The sequence below is a fragment of the Streptomyces sp. NTD91 genome, assembly GCF_059510455.1.
The window spans coordinates 66,806-85,011 of the sequence record NZ_JCAJZW010000031.1; the positions used below are offsets into that span (position 1 = coordinate 66,806).

Genomic DNA, 18,206 nt, shown 5'->3' on the forward strand with positions numbered 1-18,206 from the left:
TCCGGGGCTGCCCGGACCCGGTGCGATCCCGACCTCGGTGGAGCCGGCATCGATGTTCGAGTCGATCCCCCGTCCCACCGCGCTCGAGAAACAGTGCTCCTCGCACGCGCTGCGCCGGCGCCGGGCGTTCCGAGCAAAGGCACGCTCCCGCGCCGGGCACACTGACGGCGCACGCCAAGGCCGCCGCTTCCCGCTCTTCGGGTGTGCCACGGGACGGACGCCGTTCCCCGGTGAACCGCTGCACGGTGGCCACGGCGGTACGGGGGTGGCCGGATGCCGCGGGTCGGCGCCGCGCACTCGGCCCACGACGGCGGCCGCGAGTGCCGCCGCACCGCGCTGTCCGCCGTACCGGGAGCGCCGGGGCTCCTCGGTCACCATGCTGACCGTCGCCCTCGCCGTACGTCGCGGGTCCGCTCGAGGCACTACTGGGCCTCGGGCCGGAGAGCGACGGTCTCGGACGCGGTCCGGCGCTGCTTGCCCGGCGCGGCCCGGCCGCCGGTGCCGCAGGGGTGGGGCCGCCGGCCCAGCCGGTCCGCGACCCCGATACCCGTGTCCTCTCCCTTCTGACCTGCGCCTTCACTCTTCTCGCCGCCGCGGTCCGGTACCTGCCCGTGACCGGTTCCCGGGCGCCGTCCCGCCGTCGTGGCGGGCTGGCCCGTCACCAGGGCGTCGCTGAGGCCGCTCCGTGGTCACCGGCGTCCTGCGAGACCCACGGGCGGCTCGACATCGCCGCGCCGTTCGGCCGGCGATGTCGGCGGCATGTGGTCGACCCGCCGCTCGGTGCGTCGGGCCACGCCGGGGGCGCGGTGCTCCTGCCCTCGGCGTGGCCGGACCGGCGGTGGCCATCGCCCTGCGCTCGGCCGTCGTCCAGGCCTGCGTGGCGGTGGTGGCGCGTCCCCGGCCGCACGATCGCCGGCGTCGCCGAGGTGTGGGCCGTGTCGGCCGCGCCGCCCCCGCCGGATCAAGGTGTGCGGTGTCCTCGGCTTCCGTCGGCACCAGGACCCGGCAACCGCACTGGCCGGGTCGGTCGTTGCCGCCGCGGAACCGGCCCGGCCCGCGCCGGCACCGGAACCGCTCCGGCCCGAACCGGGCCACCCGCTAGCCTCGCACCTGCCCACCTGCATTCTTGAAGGAACAGGCGCACGCCCAGGACGTCGAGGACGGGAACGTGACGAAGACTCTGCGCGCTCACCAGCGCGAGGCGGTTGACGCGGTGGTCCGCGCGCTCGAGCTGTCTGCGGATCACACCGTCCCCGAGCGCGGGCTGCGGACCCAGGTGGTCATGGCGACCGGGTCCGGGAAGACCCTCGTCGCCGTCCGCAGCGCCGAGGAGCTGCGGGCCGGCCGTGTGCTGGTCCTCGTGCCCTCGCTGGACCTGCTTGCCCAGACCGAGGCCGCGTGGCGCGAGGGCGGCCGCACGGGGCCGATGGTCGGGGTGTCCTCCCTTCGCGGGGAGGAGGCGGCGTTCCCCAACACCACGGACGTGGGCGAGCTGGTCGCCCGGGTGCGGCCGTTCGACAAAGTGACCGTCTTCGCCACGTACGCCTCCCTCGGGCTGGGCACGCTGGAGCGCGCGCATGCCGCCGGCCTTCCGGGCTGGGACCTGATCGTGGTCGACGAGGCCCACCGGACGTCGGGGCGGATCGGCAAGCCCTGGGCCGTCGTCCACGACAACACCCGTGTCCCGGCCCTGCGCCGGCTCTACATGACCGCGACGCCCCGCCTGTGGCAGCTGGACGAGGACGGCGAGCCGGGCGTGCCGGGCGAGCTGGTGGCCTCGATGGAGGACGACCCTGCCGGGCCGTTCGGGGCGCGCTGCCACACCCTGACGCTCTCGGAGGCGATCGACAGGGGGATCTGCGCGCCGTACCAGGTCGTGTGCCTGGACATCACCGACACCCAGCTGCAGGCCGCCCAGCTCCTGGGCGTCGAAGGCCGCTCGGACCGGGTGCGCGGGGCGCGGCTCGCCGCCCTGCAGGCCGCGCTCGTGAAGGCGTCGGCCGAGGAGGACTTCCGGCGCACGCTCGTCTTCCACCACCTGGTCAAGGAGGCCGAGGCGTTCGCGGCCGGCCTACCCGATGTCGCCGTACGGCTGCGTGCGGACGACCCGGCGCTGTACCCCGAGAAGATCCGGGCCGACTGGCTGTGCGGCGATCACCCACCGGTGCACCGCAAGCGCGTCCTCAGCGAATTCGCCCGGCATCGCGACCGACGGCACCGACGTGGACAAGTGCTTCCTGGGATCCGTGAAGGTGCTGGGTGAGGGCGTCGACACCCGCAACTGCGACTCCGTCTACTTCGCCGACGTGCGCGGCTCCATGCCCGACCTCGTCCAGGCCGTCGGCCGGGCCCTGCGCATGCGGCCCGGCGAAGGCAAGACCGCCTCCCTCGTCGTACCCGTCCTGCTCGGCCCCGGAGAAACACCGGACAGCATGCTCACCAGCAGGGCGTACGGCGGCCTCGCCAAGCTCCTGGAGGCGCTGCGGGCGCACGATGCCCGTTTCGTGGAACAGCTCGCCCAGCCGCAGGCCCGAAGCCGGGTCAGGGGCGTACAGACCCGGAGCGGAGGCGAGCGGGACGAGGGAGCCGGCAGCGGTCCGGGCGCCCGGCTGTCGGCGCCGGCCCGGGAGCTGCTGAAGTTCTCCGCCCCGCGTGATCCCGCCCAGCTGGCCGCGTTCATCACCCTGCGGGTCCTCGACCCCGAACACGCCCACTGGCGGCGCGGCATCGAAGCCGCCGCCCTCTACGCCCGCGCACACGGCGACCTGAAGGTCCCCTTCACCTACCGTGTGCCCGGCCGGGACGAGCAGGGGGCCGCGACCCAGGGGTGGCCGGCCTCGCTCGCCGGGTTCCCACTGGGGCAGTGGATCGCCGACGCCCGCAGGTTCCAGGCCCGCGGGACGCTGGACGCGGGCCGTGTCGAGCAGCTGGAACGGCTCGGCATGATCTGGAGCCACTTCGATGTCGCCTGGGAGGAGGGCCTGGCCGCCGCGCGCGGCTGGGCCGAGGAGAACGGGCACCTCCTGGCCCCGCTGGACGCCACGTACCAGGGGTACAAGCTCGGCATCTGGCTGAAGAACCAGCGGGCCGCCGCCCGCAGGGCCGGCGAGTCCGAGCAGCGGGATGCCGAGGGCCTGCCCGTCGGAGCGTCGGCCGGAGCGCTGTCCCAGGAACGACGCGAGCAGCTGGAGGACATCGACCCGTCGTGGTGCCCGGCCTGGCCGGTGGCATGGCAGCGCTGCTTCCACCTGGTACGGCTGCACCTGGAGGCAGGCGGCACGCTGCCCATGACACCCGGCGAGGTCGTGCGCCAGGGCGAGGACCTGGGGCGGTGGGTGCGCGCACAGCGGCTCGGCTGGGACGGGCTCGCCTCCTCGCAGCAGTGGCTGTGCGAACACGTCCTCGGGATCGAGCCTGCCGCCGAGGAGGAGAAGCCCGGACCGCGCCGCAGCCAGGCCGACAAATGGGCCCTCAACTACGCCGCCGCACAGCAGTTCTACCAGCGCGAGGGACACCTGCGGGTACCGCGGAAACACGTCGAACGGATCGTCCTCGAGGACGGTCGAGCGGACGCCGACGGTGCGGACCGGGAGATCCGGGAACTCAAACTGGGAGCGTGGGTCGGCAACCAGCGCAGCAGGGCCGCGGCGCTCTCCGCCGAGCGGATCGAGAAACTGTCCGCCATCGGCATGCGCTGGACGTAGAGGGGGGCGTCGTGGCGGCGAGCCCTGAGGCGCCACGTACGTGCTACGGGTGCTGAGCCTCCGTACGTCACGTCCCGGAGACCATGCGCCGGCTTCAGCATCCTGCGCTCGCCCGCGCAGGCGTCCACTTCGCCGCCGGGCCTCCTGGCCGGGCCCCTCCGCGAGCGGCCGGCCTGCCGTCGGTGCCCCGTGCGGTGGCGTCGGCGCGCTGGTCTGGCTGGTGGAACTCGCCTGGGACTCGAACGCAGTGGGCGGGCGAGCACCGCTTCGCTGGGTGAAGCTGAAAGCGTGAGCATCAGTAGCGAGCACCCGGTAAGTGCCGAGCAGATCCGCGCAGCCCTGGCCGCACTGGCGGCGGAGCCTGCGGCAGCGCCGGAGCAGCGGCCTGAGGGGGCGCAGGAGGAGGACCGTCTGCAGTTGCTGGGCCGGCTGCTGGCGAAGACGGAGCTGGAGATCACGGCCGCAACCCGTCTGACCGAGGAAGGGGAGATCGAGGACGTCCTCGAGACGTTGCTCGGCTGGGGGGAACAACTGGGGGCGGACCCCGGCCAGGCGGTCAACGTCCTGACCAACCGGCTGCAGCGCACCGCGGTGCAGGTCTCCGAGCCGGAGGACGAAGAGCTGCCCCCGGGCCGAGAGGCCGCCTTCGCCGCCGTCATGACCGCGGTGTACGTGCTCGGTGCCCAGATTCACGCGGACCGCGGGGACACGGAGGGAACCCGGCACGCGCTGAGCGGGGCGGAAGAAGCCCTCATCGACATCCTGCAAGGCGTGCATGACCTGCGTGTCGCCATCGGTGACGCGCCCGGGCCGGACGACGAGGCCGACAGCTGACCCGCTCGGCCCCGGCTGGTGCGGACGGAGCACCCGGTGCCGAGGATCGGCCGAGCGCCCGTGCTGTCCGGGTCCGGAGGCGGTCCCCGACGACGGAATCACTCGCCTGCGGGGAGAGAACGCGGGCCTGCGCGGCAGCCACGGTCCGAACGTCCGGCGCGGGGGCCGAACCACCACGCGGCCGTGCGCCTTTTGACCGACCAGCTCCACTCGCGAAGCGACCGATCGCATCGGGGCCCGTCGGCCTGTGACGGTGCCGGCGCACGCGGCGGCGCGAGGAAAGAGCGACGCCATGCCGCGTCATGCACCGCGGCCGTCGCCCATCGCGGTGCGCGACCCGGTCGCGCGCCAGGTGGACGCGGGCGACCATGGTGACGAGGACTGGGCGTCACGGGCACGGGTGAAGGGCGTCACCCTGCGCGGCTCCGCCGACGGCCGACTCCCTGCCGTCGGTCGCCGGACGGTCGCGGCCGGATTTCGCGACAGTGCTCCTGCGCCCCGTCCGGTGGCCGTCGGTACCTCGGGCTCATCCGTTGTTTTCACCCCTTCGGTGAGCAGTGTATTTGTGTTATTCAGGAGGTGTGCGGTGAGGGATCTCGGGGCTCGATCGCACGGACTCGGGAATGCTTTCCGGCGTGTGCCGGGAGCCAGTGAGCTGGGTGGAGCTGCATGGACCCCACACCCTCCGCTTCCTCTGGTTCGCCGTACGACATGGTCAGCGGCGCCCTGGCGAACTACATCCCCAGGGGCGGGAAAACGGTGGCCGGCGGCTCTGCCGCTCCACCGGACGACCGGCGTGCCCGTCGGCCCACGGGCGCCGGCCCGGAGAACGGCGGTCAGGAACAGATACTCGGGGCCGTCACGCTCGACCGGGATCTGAGGATCACCAGCTGCAATCTGGACGCCGCTCCCTTCGCGGGGGTGAGTGCCGCGCCGGGAAGCGCTTTCGTCGATCTGCTGCCGCCCGGGGACGTACCGACGGTGAGGCAGCGGTTGCAGCGGGTGCTCGAGACGCGCGAGGCCCACGTGGCCCGGGTCCAGAGCCTGCGGCGGGACGACGGGACCGAGCTGGTGGTCTCGATGAGCATCCTGCCGGCCGCGCCACCGCAGGACGGCGTGACGGTCTCCCTGATCGCCATGGCCAAGCGGCTGCACCTGTACGCTTCGGCGGCCGCCATCGGGACGTCCCTGGACATCGGCGAAACCGCGCAGTCCCTGGCCCAGTCCCTGTTGGCGTGGGGGGACGTGGCCGCCGTCAACCTCGATTACGCCGTGTGGACGGGAGAGGCCGTCACCGGGCAGGCGCAGGAACGTATCCGGCTGCGGCGCGCGGCCCTGATGCCGGACCGCGCCTGGCCCGAGGGGTACCTGACGCCCGGGGACAACCTCCCCCGCGAAGCGAGCCGTCTGCTGGCCGGTGCGGTGATGCGCGACGACGTACCGCAGCCCGTCGTCCTCGCCGACCGTGAGGTGATCGAGCGGGCACTCAAGGATGCGAAGCTGGTAAGGGCCCTGGTGCCCGGCGACCGGCCGTTGAGCGTGGCCTGCATACCGCTGGTCGTGGAAGGGCCGGAAGACGCACAGGGGCCCATCGTGCTGGGTGTCACGGAGGTCTGGCGGCGGCCCGAGCGCCTCTTCCGCGAGAGTGAGCTGCTCGATCTGCAGGAGCTCGTGGCGAAGACCGCCCGCCATGTGGATCTGGCCCGCCAGCATCAGCGTGAGCACGCCCAGGTCCTGGCGTTGCAGCGCCGGCTGCTTCCGCGGGCCGGCAGCGACACCATCGAGGTCGCCAGCGTCTACGAGCCCACCACCCCGGACAGTGCGGGTGTCGGCGGTGACTGGGTGAACAGCTTTCCGCTGCCGGGTGACCGTACGGCGCTGGTGGTCGGTGACGTCGTAGGGCATGGCCTGGGGGCGGCGGCGGCCATGGGCCAGCTGAGCATGGAGGCCCGTGCGCTGCTGTCGGCGGGGCTGGGCCCCGGGGAGGTGCTGGAGCGTCTGGACGAGACGGTCACGCTCCTGGACGACACGGAGGCGGGCCTGGCGGCCGGTTACAGCGCGCTGGGCTCGACGTGCTGCATCGCGGTCTACGATCCGGTCGACCACAAGATCGTGATGTCCAATGCCGGTCACCTGCCCCCGCTCCTCGTCCACCCCGACGGGTCGGCCAAGACCGTCGCGGCGCAGCCCCACCCGGGGCTGGGAGCCGAGTTCGCCGTGCGCGAGCCGTTCGACGTGCACGAGTTCGCCGCGCCGCCCGGTTCGCTCCTCGCCCTCTACACCGACGGTCTGGTAGAGGATCCGGCGGCCTCGATCGACGAGGGCATCGGCCGTCTGACGGACGTGGTGCGCGAGGTGCACCCCTGGGACGACCTGCAGTCGGCCGCGCGTCGCGTGGTCGCCGCTCTGGCCCCGCAGGGGCGCCTTCGGGACGACGTGACGCTGATGCTCGCCCGGATGGCCGGGCGTCGCGGCCGGGACGCCGCGACCTGGCACCTGCCCGCCCAGGGTGACACCCCCTCCCGCAGCCGTGAACTGGCCTCACCGCTGCTGCGCCGATGGCACATCAGCGACCAGGTACGGGACAGTGCGCTGCTGGTGATCAGCGAACTGGTCACCAACGCGGTCCGGTTCGGCACCGGGCCCGTCTCGCTGCGGCTGGTGCGGGCCGGAGGGCGCCTGTCGTGCGAGGTCGGCGACAGCGGCAACGGCCTGCCACGCCTGCGTCGCGGTGAGCTGCTCGACGACAGCGGGCGCGGCCTGCACGTCGTCCACAAGCTCACCACGCGCTGGGGCGTGCGGTGGACCCACTCCGGCAAAGCCGTCTGGGCCGAACTGGACGCATAGCACCCCTGCCGGCATCCGAGCGGCGGGATTCGGCTACAGCCACTCCCCCTCCAGGGCCGTGGCGGTCAGCCCGGGAGCGGCCGCGTACAGCACCGTACGACTGCCTGCTTTCTGACCGGCGTCGCACGCGCGCCGCAGGATGTCGAGCACGGCGGCGCCGCCGCGGTTGCCGGTGGTGTAGCTGTCCCGGCTGTAGGCCAGCAGGCCCTCCGGCCACCCGTCGGGCATCGTCTGCTCCATGTACTCCAGCACCCGCGTCCCGCCGGGGTGCGCGAGCAGCAGATCCGGATGCCACGCCTGCCTGTCGTCCTGGTGGCGCTCGCGCAGCCACCTCCACATGGCGGCGACCGTCTCCTGCACGGCACGCGGCCCGCGGCGGTCCATCACGAAATGCGTGCCGTCGGCCCGGGTGTCCAGCCGGTGCAGGTCCGCCGTGCCGGGCAGGGTGTGGTGCCAGGCCGCGTCCAGCCGCAGGACCGACTCCGTCCTGGGACGGCCTGTGACCACCACGGCGACGGCCGTGTCCGCGAACAGCAGCCGGACGATCAGGGACTCCAGTGTGTCGTCGGCGGGCTGGTAGGTGGTGCTCAGGGCCTCCGAGATCACGACCAGCACCACCCGGTCGGGGTCCGCGGCGACCAGATCGGCCGCCAGGGCCAGCGATCGGGTTCCGGCGATGCAGGCCCACTGGGTGGCCGGCAGCAGCAGCACGTCGTCGCGCAGCGGGAGTTGGTTGAGCAGGGACAGGTCCAGCCCCGGCAGGGCCGGGGTGGTCGAGTGGCTGGTGATCAGACAGTCGACGTCGCCGGTGTCCAGTCCGGCGGTCTCAAGGGCCTGACGGGCCGCGCGTTCCCCGTACGTCTGCACAGCGGCCCAGGCCGGGGCGGTGCGTTCCTCGATCGTCTGCGGCGCCGGTATCGCTTCCAGTGCGGCTATCACGCGGTTCACCTCCTGCTCGGTGAACCCGCCGCGGGTCAGTGCCTCACGGGCCGGACCGGCGCCCGGAGTTCGCAGGCCGCTCCCGCTGCTGGGAGCGACGGCGGTCTGAAGCGGCAGCATCCACCCGCGGGAGACGATGCCCGTACTCGCGGCGATGCTGTCGATGCGCGGCAGCCACGGCGCCTGCGGGTGCCGGCTCCGCACCTCCTCCAGGATCCGGCCTGTCTCCACGGCGTGTTCACCGTGGAGCACGGCCGGAGGGCACAAATAGGCGCCCATGATATGCACCTTTCTCCGGAAATCTCATGGTTGGTGTCAAGCGCTCGAATTTCCACCTGATTTGAACAGACTGGGGCCAAGACGCCGTCATGGCACTCTACTTCGCATTCGACCCTCGTTGGGCTGTACGACAAGTGAACGACGTCACGAGGCTTGTGTCCGAAGGCACGGCAATAATCACGGACTGACGCCTAATCAGTGGATCTATCGTCTGCGGCGCGCTGACCTCGGCGTCAGAGCGCCGCGGGGGCCGCGGCCGTTGATCGTTGCGGCCGGGCTCCGCACCGCCGCCGCGGGCATGGCGTTGCGCGCGTTCCGCGTGAGCCTTGACACACGCAGGGTTGTGCGCCGGGCCACTGCGGCGGTGGAGGCGTTTCTGGTGCACTCGGCGCGCGCGCAGCGCGGCATCGGGAATCCGCTGTGCGCCGACTTGGCCTCCCGGGACCGAACAGCCCGCAAGGCGTTGTCGTACCCCCGGTGTAGCGTCCGGGCGTGGGGCGGGTGCATGCCCTGCGGTCGGCGGAGGAGCGGGGATGACGAGTACGGCGAGCGAGCCAGTGGCGGCGGTGCCCCGGCGCATCGGCGCCCGTGAAGGGGAACAACGTCCGGGTCCTGGCCGGTCCCGCGCGGCATCCGGATCCAGACGGCCGGCGGATGCTGCGGGGTGGCGTCACCGACGCCGTGATCACGCGTGTCCGGACGTCTTCGTGATGCGCGCGCACCACGAGCGCCACGGCGACCACGAGATGAACGACCGCGTCGTCGAGTCCGAACCGGAGCGCCGCACAGGCCGGGAACCGAGGCCAGGTCGCGGACATCCGGACCCGTCCGCACCCGGCGCGGCAGGAGGCCACCGGTGGGTCTTCGACCTGGTCGGGCACGGAGTGGTGGGGACGGTCGTGACCGGGATCTTCGACGGCTCGCGTCTGCCGGAGGACGAACGCACCCATGCGGACAGCGGGCAGGCCCGGCGACGGACGCGGATGGCGACCGCCCCGGAAGGCCTCGCCCACCTGCGTGCCGCCCGGTGAACGCCGAACTCGACGCTCTCAAGGGCGCCCTGGACCGTCAGCGCGCGCACGTCCTCGGGATCCTCGACGGGCTCACGGAGAAGGAGCTGCGGCAGCCGGTGCTGCCCAGTGGCTGGAGCTGCCTGGCATTGGTGCGCCACCTCACCCTGGATGTCGAGCGCTTCTGGTTCGCCGGGGTGATCGCGGGCGAGCCGGACGTGACCGGCCAGCTGACAGCAGGCGCGCAGGCGCACTGGTACGTACCCGGGGCGATGAGCGCCGAGGAGGTCTTCGCCGACCACCGGGCGGCCATCGCGCGAGCGGACGCCGTGCTCGCCGCCGCCACCTCCGAGCAGGAACCCGCCGCCTGGACCGTCGAGATCTGGCCGGACTGGCGGCTGCCCGACGTGCGGCGCATCCTGATCCATGTGCTCACCGAAGTCGCCTGCCACAGTGGTCACTTGGACACGGCGCGGGAACTCGTCGACGGCACCACCTGGCTGGGCGGCAACCCCTACGCCTGACGCCTCGGCGTCCGACCCCGATCACGCGGCCGCACATTTTCCGCAGGCGGACGGCGACGTTCCGGCGGATCCGGCCAGAGCCTGTCTGACCATTCGCGTCGTTGCCGGAAGGGCGGCCGCGCGGCGTCAGGTGCGTGCTCTCGGCGTGCCGGCCCCAGGCTCTCGTACCGGACGCACTCGGGTCCGGGGCCGGTGCGGCAAGTGGGGGCACCTCCCACACCCTTGAGGCAGTGGGGGAGCGTGCAGGGCGCCGCGCGGCAGACGGGAACCGTCAGACAGGCCCTACGACGGCGATCTTCCCTGCGGCCGGCCCGATTTCAGGTCGGCGAGCAGTTCTGCCTGCTGCGCCAGTACGCCCGACAGGATCGAGCGCGCCACCCGCAACAGTTCCGCCACCTCAGGACTGGTCAGCGAGTAGTACACGTTCGACCCTTCCTTGCGGGTGCGCACGAGATTGGCTCGCCGCAGCACGGCCAACTGCTGGGACAGGTGTGCGGGCTCGATGCCCACCTCGGGCAGCATCTCCGCGACCGCGTGCTCGCGCTCGCTCAGCAGTTCCAGGACACGGATGCGCGCGGGGTGACCGAGCGTCTTGAAGAACTCGGCCTTCAGTTGGTACAGCGGCGTACTCACCGTGCCGTCCCTCCCCCGGCGCGCGACCCGACCTGCCAGACCACTCGCCCTCGCATCCACCGACTCGTCACGACCATGCGACACATCCTCGCGCGCGGCACCGGCCGGGCCGAACCCGCACCCAGGAGCCGGGCGGCCCCTCATCAGCGACGACGACCTCGACACTTGCCAACGTTAGCAACACGCGAACCTCGCAGGCCGCGGCGGCCGGCTCGAGGGAGCGGACTGCGGCCTTCCGGCGAACCGCGGACATCACAGGGGCAAGGTGATCCAGATGCTCTTGCCCCTGCCGTCGGCGTCCGGACGTACGACCGCGGTGCCGCCCCGGCCGAGGGTGAGCTCCATGACGGTCGCCAGTCCACCGGTGCCCGGAACGGCACATGCGCTGGACAGCGGGGGCCGGTAGGGATGGCGATCGTGCACGGCGAAGGCGAAGCAGTCCCGACTCGCCGCGTACATGACGGTGACCTGTGGGGAGAGCGTCGCGGCATGCCGGACGCTGTTCGTCACCAACTCGCTCAGAATCAACAGGGCCGGGTCCACTGCGGGGTGCCGTAGCCCGATGCCCCATTCCACGAGCGCCTGCTCGGCGGTCTCGCGAGCCAAGCGGACCGCGGCCGGCTCGGCGGACAGGGTGAGCACGTGCCGGTGAGGAAGGACCTCCAGAGCCTGTGACATCACTTCTCCCGGACATGGCCCGCCGGCCGGACAAGGGGCGCCTCGCACCGACTGGCGGTCGGCCGCCCGGGTCGGCTCTCTCGCCTGGGGGGCCGTACGGCCCGCGCACCGGGAACGGCGGCCGTGCGCGGGGCGGACTCGGGTGTGTTCATCGGATGGCTTCCTCACCGGGTACCGCTTGGGGCCGTCGTGTCGGTTGCGCCGGGACGACGGGCAGGATCCCGGCCGTTTGCAGATGGTGGCGCGCTCCCCGGATCGCGTCCGGAGTCGTGTCGTAGTCGCGGCCCTCGTGCCGGAGCAGTCGCAGTGCGCCGACGGAGTCGAGGACCTGCCGCTGGCCCGGTCGTATGCCGGAGGCGAGGACGAGAATGCCGCGCCGGTGCAGCTTCTCCACCGCGTCCTTGAGGACCAGGGCGCCGGTGGCGTCCATCGTGGAGACCCGCGACATGCGCAGGATGACGACCCGTACGTCCGCCACCTCGGCCAGCTCCAGCAGGAAGCGGTGCGCGGCGGCGAAGAACAGCGGCCCGTCGATCCGGTAGGCGACGATGTGGTCGGCGAGCAGCGCGTGCTCCTCGGCCGTGTGGTCACCCCGGTCGAGCGGCACCTGGTCCAGCCGGGCCTGCCTCGCCACCGCGCGCAGGGCGAGGACACATGCGGCGGCGAGGCCGATGATGACGGCGTAGACGAGGTCGAGCGCGAGGGTGGCGGCCGCGGTCAGGACGAGGATCACCGCGTCGGACCGCGTGGCCTTCGCCATCGCCCTGAGCGAGCCGACCTCGACCATGCGGATCGCGGTGGCCGTCAGGACACATGCCAGCGCCGCCAGCGGGATCTTCGACACCAGGGGCGCCGCCGCGAAGACGATCACGGCCAGGACGGCGGCGTGGGTGAGGGCAGCCAGCCGCGAGCCCGCGCCCGTACGGACGTTGACGGCCGTGCGGGCGATCGCGCCGGTCGCCGGAACGCCACCGAACAGGGGGGCGGCGATGTTGGCCAGCCCCTGGCCGAACAGCTCCCGGTCAGGGTCGTGCCGCTGCCCCACCGTCATCGCGTCGGCGGCGGCCGCGGACATCAGCGACTCCAGCGCGGCCAGCGCGGCCACCGCCACGGCCGGCGCCAGCAGGGAACCGAGCGAGCCGAGGTCGAGGAAGGACAGCGAGGGCGTGGGCAGCCCCGCGGGCAGGGCACCGATCGGTTTCGCGTGCAGGTGGGCGGCCTGGGCCACGGCCGTGGCGGCGATCACCGCGACGACGGAGAACGGCACGGTCGGCCACCGGCGCGCCCCGGCCAGCATCAGCACGACCACGCCGACCGCCAGAGCGGCGGCGGTCCAGTTCGGGGCCTTCGCGAATTCCGCGACGGCGTGCCAGGTGACGACCAGCACCTTGTCGCCGGCGGGCTTGGGCACGCCGAGCGCGTTCGGCACCTGCTGGAGCCCGATCACCGCGGCGATGCCGAGCGTGAAGCCCTCGATCACGGACGCGGGCACGTACTGCATGTACCGCCCGGCTCCCAGCGCGGCGACGACCACGAGCATCACGCCGGCCATCAGACCCACCGTGAGCACCGCGGTGGGACCGTAGTGGGCGACGATCGGCACCAGGACCACCGTCATGGCTCCGGTCGGTCCCGACACCTGCACATCGGACCCGCCGAAGACGGCTGCGAGCGCCCCGGCGATCACGGCGGTCGCCAGGCCGGCCTCGGCGCCGAGCCCGGAGGAGACTCCGAAGCCCAGTGCCAGCGGGAGGGCGACGATCGCGACGGTGAGCCCGGCGAGCAGGTCCCGGCGCGGATCGCGCCGTATCGCCACCAGGTCGCCGCGGGAGGGCAGCAGCGAAGTGATCCGGGTCCGGATCGCCCGGCCGTAGGGGGTGCTCATCGTGCGGCAACCTCGGCATCCGGCAATTCGGCCTTCGCCTGGTACAGCGGCACCGACACGGTGAGGCCTCCTCTTCCCTCGCACCCTCTGCCGGGCGCGGGACGCGCAGAAGCTGTGCCCGCGACTACCTGCGAACACAGTGAACGCAGCATCTAACGAATTGCGTAATTTCGCAATTCCTAATCGGCGCGAGGCTCAGAGCAGCGTCTGCCAGTAGTCCCACCAGCGGGTGACGATCAGCATGACGATGCTCAGGTACCAGGTGACCGGTACGACCCAGTGGAACTCCGTCACGCCGGCGACGAGGCCACGCGGTGCGCGCATGATCCCGTGCCGCAGGTTGTGCACGGTGACGTACCAGAACATGGCGATGGTGGTCGCCCAGACCAGGCAGCACCACAGGCACAGCGCGCCGATCCCGTACAGCGCCTGGGTCATCAGCCACATGCAGAAACCCGCGCCGAACACCGCGCCGACGTTCAGCCCGAGCCAGAACCACCGCCGGAAGCGGGCCCCGGCCAGCAGCGCGAACCCGATGGTGACCACCACCGGGTAGAGGAGCAGGCCGAGCAGAGGGTTGGGGAAACCGAACACGGACGCCTGGCCGCTCCGCATGACATTCGTGCAGGACAGGATCGGGCTGAGGTTGCACGAGGGCGAGAAGTGCGGGTCCTTCAGCAGCTGGAACTTGTCGACGGTGATGACGAAGGAGGCGAGAACGCCGAGCGCGCCGGACACGATCAGCAGCCCGGCGAAGGCCCGCGAGGCACCGGTGGCGCCGCCTGGAGCATCCCGCCGCGCGTCCTCCTCCGCCGTGGTGCCGGTGGCCCGGTGCCGCGTGTCCGCGGTCGTGCCGGTCATCGGAAGTGCTCCGCCTCACGGGTGGTCAGTGGGCCGTCGGCCCACGGTGCCGACAGAAGGCTGTTGCCGCACGGACGGCGACCGGCGTCCCGTGCCGGCCCCTCGGACATCACCTCGCGGGCCGCCCCTTCCGGCCAGACGACCTCCACCGGAACCCCGTGCGCCCGGGCGTACGCCACCAGGTGCGCGGTGGCGTCACGGCCGTTCGAAGGCGAACCGTCCCACACGGCCACCAGCCGTCGGCATTGCGCGATCACCCGTTCGTCCGCGCCGACACAGGCGTCACGGTCGGCGGGGTCGTACTCCAGCAGGCGCACCCGCCCGGCCAGAACCAGCAACTCCCCCGTTGCCACCCGGTCGTGTCCCGGCGGCAACGCGGGCACCGGACCCTGCCCGGGCGCCACCACGGTCAGCTCCCGCCCTGCCGCGCGAACCGCCCGCCCGAACGCCACCGGCACCCCCGCCCCGGCGCGCACGAGCCCCGGCCCCCGCCCGGGCAGGCGTCCCAACACCCGCCGCAGTTCGGTTTCCACCAGCCCCAGCGCGGACGGGCTCAGATCGGCATGCCCCACCGCCGCGATCATTCCTCACACTCTCCTTCCGGTCGTCCGCCGCTGCGGCCCCGCCACTCCCCGGCACGGGGCCCAGAGCGGGGTGCAGGCGGCCGGGCCGCCGCGGGGCGGGCGCAGACGGCTCGGGCAGAGGAGAAGACGACCCGCCCGAGCCGTTCGCTGTGCCCGGAACCGCGAACCGAACACGCCGGACCACCTCGTGATGATCCGCAGCCCGGCTCAGTCAATCCGACCGGCGCCACCCGCGACAGGGCCGTTCGGCCCACCCGGCCCGGGCGGCCGGCACTTCAGGCGGTCGCGAGCAAACGGAGTCCTCGAATACCGGGCGGCCGCGGTCCTCGGCACCGACGGATCACGCTGCCGCCCGGACACCTCCCACCTCTTCCGCTGCTCACCGGCGCGCGCAGGCCCGACCACCCGGGTGCGTTCGGGACCGCACGGGCCCGGGGCCCCTCGTCGGCCGCTCGGGTGGTCGTCCTCTCCGCGCCGAGTCCGCTCTCCAGGCCCGCGGTCACACCTTCGTCACCATCACGCGACTCCTCGCCCGGCGAAGCCCCGACCGGGTGAGCAGCCGCTCGGTGCCCTGCCGGGCGTGTGCCCCGAGCTGCGGCGATCTGGTGGCTGAAGGCAATGGTGAGCGGCTCATCGCTTCGCCACGAGGCCCTTGAGCGCGGTGTTCGGTCTGCTCGCCGCAGTACGACTGCCAGTTGGTGTTCGTCACGAACCGGCCGTGTCGGACGACTGCGCCGGGCCTACCGAGGAGAAGTGCACAGAGCCCGGCAGGACACCCTGGAGCCGCTGGAGCAGGTGGAGAAGAAGGACGCCGACAGCGGAGAAGGCCAGCACACCGCGCAACGCGGGCCAGGTCGTCTCGGCGTCGGGGTCGGCGCCGATGGCCTTGTAGACCCACTTCTCGACGGGCAGGTGCCTGGTCGAGGAGCAGGCCCTGGCCATGTGGGTGCCGACGGGGATGTGGACGAGCGCCGGCGCGCCCACGAGGGCGAGCGCGCCGGCACGGCGGGTGCACCGGCTCCACGCCCGGGTCCCGCCCGCCCCAGGTGCGCTCCAGGCCGTGCAGCCGCGCCCGGCCCTCGGGATCCGGCCGGCACACGGTCACCGCTCGGACCACGTCGCCGCGCGAGGCGGTGGACACCGGCACGGCCGGCAGGGCGACGATGGCCGGCGTCACCGGCGGGGCGAAGCCGCGGCCGCGCGGCCGACCGCCTTCGACGGGACCTCGACGGGTGGTGTGTCGGTCCTCCGCGGCGCATCCGGGGACCTTGACACCGTCTTGACGTGACCTTGCCCGATAGGGTGGGTGCAGGTGTGCCGGGAAGCCTGGTCGGCCGGAAGCCGGGGAGGCTTCCGCAATTCCCTTCCGCATCCCCGGGGGACGGCATGCGCGGCGTCGGTACGGTTCTTTTCCTCGTGGTCCTCGCCACGGTGGTCGCCACCTTCGCGCGCCGCTGGCGGATTCCCGCCCCCTCCCTGCTCGTGGTCGCAGGTCTCGCCGTGGCGCTGCTGCCGGGCACCCCGCAGATCCAGATCAGCCCGGACATCATCGGGCTCGTGGTGCTGCCGCCGCTGCTGTATGCGAGCGCCGAGGACATGCCGTGGCGGGAGCTGCGCGCGGTGTGGAAACCGGTCGGGGTCCTCGCCATCGGCCTGGTGCTGGCGTCGGCGGCGGCCGTCGGCGTGGTGGCGTCCCTGGTGACCCCCCTGTCCTGGCGGATGGCGTTCATGCTGGGCGCGGTACTGGCCAGCACCGACCCGGTGGCGGTGACCGCGCTCGGCCGCCGGCTCGCCCTGCCGCCCAGGGTGCAGGTTCTGGTCCAGGCCGAGAGTTTGTTCAACGACGCCACCTCGCTGGTGCTCGTGCGCGTGGCGGCGGGCATCGCCGTCGCCTCGGCCGCCGCGCACTGGGATGCGGCCGGGGCCGAGTTCCTGCTCCTCGCGGGCGGCGGCACGGTGATCGGGACCGCGGTGGCCGGTGTGATCACCCTGATCAGGCGCCGCACCGAGGACCCGGTGCTGGAGACGGTGATCGCACTGGTCACCCCGTACGCCGCCTACCTGCTGGCCGAAGCGGCGCACACGTCGGGCGTCACCTCGTGCGTCGTCGCCGGGGTCGTCCTCGGAGGCCGGGGCGACCGGCTCACCAACGCCCGCATCAGACTCCAGTTGCACGCCGTGTACGGCACGGTGGTGTTCCTGCTGGAGAGTGTGGTCTTCAGCCTGATCGGACTGGCCCTCCCCTCCGAGGTGCGAGCCCTCGCCCGCGGCGACCGTGCCTGGCCGCTGTACGCCCTCGCCGTGGCCGCCACGCTGATCGCCGTGCGGCTGCTGTGGCTGGCACCGCTGTCGGCGGTCGTGCAGCGCCAGGGCGGCGTCGGCAAGCTGAACTGGCGGATACCGATGGTGCTGACCTGGGCGGGGACACGCGGAGTGATGCCGCTGGCGGCGGTGCTGTCCGTCCCGGAGGTGTCGAGGAACGGCACACCGCTGACCGACCGGCCGCTGGTACTGGTGCTGACCACGTCGGTCGTGGTCGTCACCCTGGTCGGACAGGGCTTCACCCTGGCGCCGGTCGTACGCGCCTCCGGCATCGCCCTGGAACCCGCGCACACGGCCCGGGAGGAGGCCGAGGCCCGCGCCCACCTCGCCCACGCGGGACTGGCCCGGCTGGAGGAGCTCGCGGAGCTGGAGGTGGTACCCGACGTGGTTCTCGGCCGGCTGCGGCGCGGCCTGACCGCCCGCCTCGACGACGCCCGCGACCGCCTCGCCGGGAGCGAGGGCACCGAGGGCGTGTCCGCCGAGTCCGCCGATCTCGTCTACCGCCAGTTGCGCCGCGACCTGATCACGGTGGAGGCCGGCGAACTCCAGCGCCTCTACGACGCCCACGCCATCAGCGACACGACGCGGCGCCGGCTCCAGCGAGTCCTGGACCTGGAGGAGGCCCGGCTGACGGACATCTGACGGAACGGGGCGGCCAGGCCGGGGAACACTCCAGGTCACCGAGCACGGCCGGGGACGTGCCGAGGGCCGGCGCCTTGCGGCACCGGCCCTCGCTCACCGGGTGTTCGGCAGGTCTCGCCCGCCGTAGCTCACAGGACGCGGACGCGCGCGGCCTGCGGGCCCTTGGGGCCCTGGACGACCTCGAACTCCACGTGCTGGTTCTCCTCGAGGCTACGGAAGCCGTGACCCTCGATCTCGGAGTAGTGCACGAAGAGGTCCGGTCCGTCGGCCTGGGCGATGAAGCCGAAGCCCTTCTCGGCGTTGAACCACTTGACGGTTCCCTGAGTCATTTCTTGCTCCTTGCAGGGGCTGGGTACGGGACCCGCACCGTGCGGGCGCCCCGGGCCGGCCTGGACGCCACTTCTCCAGTTCCCTGAAGGAAGGCGGCTCCCGCGACCTCGTTCTTCGCGAGCGTGCGGTGGGGC

General features: G+C 72.7%; 13 protein-coding genes and 2 pseudogenes. 7 read left to right on the top strand and 8 right to left on the bottom strand.

Annotated features, from left to right (window positions below; all coding sequences use genetic code 11):
• The first annotated feature begins 1,168 nt into the window (after window positions 1-1,168).
• The 4 genes from AC5WRT_RS27235 to AC5WRT_RS27250 all read left to right on the top strand — a co-directional run bounded on the left by AC5WRT_RS27235 (window position 1,169) and on the right by AC5WRT_RS27250 (window position 7,385).
• Entirely contained in the window at window positions 1,169-2,263 is a 1,095-nt protein-coding gene (locus tag AC5WRT_RS27235; protein ID WP_496100688.1) for a DEAD/DEAH box helicase family protein, read from the top strand.
• The gene (locus AC5WRT_RS27240) at window positions 2,223-3,704 is read left to right on the top strand and encodes a helicase associated domain-containing protein (RefSeq protein WP_496100689.1); all 1,482 of its coding nucleotides are present in this window, start codon (window positions 2,223-2,225) and stop codon (window positions 3,702-3,704) included. Before AC5WRT_RS27235 ends, AC5WRT_RS27240 begins: the two co-directional genes overlap by 41 nt.
• 288 nt (window positions 3,705-3,992) lie before the next feature.
• Complete coding sequence (locus AC5WRT_RS27245; protein WP_496093646.1) at window positions 3,993-4,538, top strand: hypothetical protein; 546 nt, start codon at window positions 3,993-3,995, stop codon at window positions 4,536-4,538.
• Window positions 4,539-5,207: 669 nt separating this feature from the next.
• Complete coding sequence (locus tag AC5WRT_RS27250) at window positions 5,208-7,385, top strand: ATP-binding SpoIIE family protein phosphatase (RefSeq protein WP_496093645.1); 2,178 nt, start codon at window positions 5,208-5,210, stop codon at window positions 7,383-7,385.
• Between the two features lie 33 nt (window positions 7,386-7,418).
• On the opposite strand, the gene AC5WRT_RS27255 is transcribed toward AC5WRT_RS27250, so the two are convergent.
• A complete protein-coding gene (locus AC5WRT_RS27255) occupies window positions 7,419-8,603 on the bottom strand; it encodes a beta-ketoacyl-[acyl-carrier-protein] synthase family protein (RefSeq protein WP_496093644.1) in 1,185 nt (394 codons plus the stop codon).
• 710 nt (window positions 8,604-9,313) lie between these two features.
• Between AC5WRT_RS27255 and AC5WRT_RS27260 the strand changes: the two genes are divergently transcribed.
• Both AC5WRT_RS27260 and AC5WRT_RS27265 read left to right on the top strand, forming a co-directional pair.
• A complete protein-coding gene (locus tag AC5WRT_RS27260) occupies window positions 9,314-9,634 on the top strand; it encodes a hypothetical protein (protein ID WP_496093643.1) in 321 nt (106 codons plus the stop codon).
• Window positions 9,631-10,137, top strand: a complete 507-nt coding sequence (locus AC5WRT_RS27265; RefSeq protein ID WP_496093642.1) for a DinB family protein — start codon at window positions 9,631-9,633, stop codon at window positions 10,135-10,137. Before AC5WRT_RS27260 ends, AC5WRT_RS27265 begins: the two co-directional genes overlap by 4 nt.
• Window positions 10,138-10,419: 282 nt before the next feature.
• Here the strand turns inward: AC5WRT_RS27265 and AC5WRT_RS27270 are convergent, their stop codons facing one another.
• The 6 genes and pseudogenes from AC5WRT_RS27270 to AC5WRT_RS27295 form a co-directional block, all read right to left on the bottom strand.
• Window positions 10,420-10,770: an ArsR/SmtB family transcription factor gene (locus AC5WRT_RS27270; protein ID WP_496093641.1), complete on the bottom strand. Its 351-nt coding sequence runs from the start codon at window positions 10,768-10,770 to the stop codon at window positions 10,420-10,422.
• Between the two features lie 252 nt (window positions 10,771-11,022).
• Window positions 11,023-11,448, bottom strand: a complete 426-nt coding sequence (locus AC5WRT_RS27275) for an ATP-binding protein (protein ID WP_496093640.1) — start codon at window positions 11,446-11,448, stop codon at window positions 11,023-11,025.
• 148 nt (window positions 11,449-11,596) lie between these two features.
• Complete coding sequence (locus AC5WRT_RS27280) at window positions 11,597-13,333, bottom strand: SulP family inorganic anion transporter (protein ID WP_496093639.1); 1,737 nt, start codon at window positions 13,331-13,333, stop codon at window positions 11,597-11,599.
• A gap of 195 nt (window positions 13,334-13,528) precedes the next feature.
• On the bottom strand, window positions 13,529-14,194 hold the full coding sequence (locus AC5WRT_RS27285) for a vitamin K epoxide reductase family protein (protein ID WP_496093638.1): 666 nt from the start codon (window positions 14,192-14,194) through the stop codon (window positions 13,529-13,531).
• A gap of 107 nt (window positions 14,195-14,301) precedes the next feature.
• A pseudogene (locus AC5WRT_RS27290) lies at window positions 14,302-14,778 on the bottom strand (hypothetical protein); the annotation flags it as partial.
• 670 nt (window positions 14,779-15,448) lie between these two features.
• Window positions 15,449-15,762: pseudogene (locus AC5WRT_RS27295) on the bottom strand (potassium-transporting ATPase subunit KdpA); the annotation flags it as partial.
• 402 nt (window positions 15,763-16,164) lie between these two features.
• Between AC5WRT_RS27295 and AC5WRT_RS27300 the strand changes: the two are divergent.
• A complete protein-coding gene (locus tag AC5WRT_RS27300) occupies window positions 16,165-17,742 on the top strand; it encodes a Na+/H+ antiporter (protein WP_496093637.1) in 1,578 nt (525 codons plus the stop codon).
• Window positions 17,743-17,870: 128 nt separating this feature from the next.
• Here AC5WRT_RS27300 and AC5WRT_RS27305 read toward each other — a convergent pair whose 3' ends face one another.
• Window positions 17,871-18,071, bottom strand: coding sequence for a cold-shock protein (locus AC5WRT_RS27305; protein ID WP_496093636.1), 201 nt, complete (start codon window positions 18,069-18,071; stop codon window positions 17,871-17,873).
• Window positions 18,072-18,206: the final 135 nt, after the last annotated feature.

Coding starts and splice junctions, on each gene's coding strand:
- AC5WRT_RS27255 (WP_496093644.1), bottom strand. CDS start 8,603: ATGGGCGCCTATTTGTGCCCTCCGGCCGTGCTCCACGGTGAACACGCC.
- AC5WRT_RS27285 (WP_496093638.1), bottom strand. CDS start 14,194: ATGACCGGCACGACCGCGGACACGCGGCACCGGGCCACCGGCACCACG.
- AC5WRT_RS27275 (WP_496093640.1), bottom strand. CDS start 11,448: ATGTCACAGGCTCTGGAGGTCCTTCCTCACCGGCACGTGCTCACCCTG.
- AC5WRT_RS27260 (WP_496093643.1), top strand. CDS start 9,314: ATGCGCGCGCACCACGAGCGCCACGGCGACCACGAGATGAACGACCGC.
- AC5WRT_RS27250 (WP_496093645.1), top strand. CDS start 5,208: ATGGACCCCACACCCTCCGCTTCCTCTGGTTCGCCGTACGACATGGTC.
- AC5WRT_RS27305 (WP_496093636.1), bottom strand. CDS start 18,071: ATGACTCAGGGAACCGTCAAGTGGTTCAACGCCGAGAAGGGCTTCGGC.
- AC5WRT_RS27280 (WP_496093639.1), bottom strand. CDS start 13,333: ATGAGCACCCCCTACGGCCGGGCGATCCGGACCCGGATCACTTCGCTG.
- AC5WRT_RS27300 (WP_496093637.1), top strand. CDS start 16,165: ATGCGCGGCGTCGGTACGGTTCTTTTCCTCGTGGTCCTCGCCACGGTG.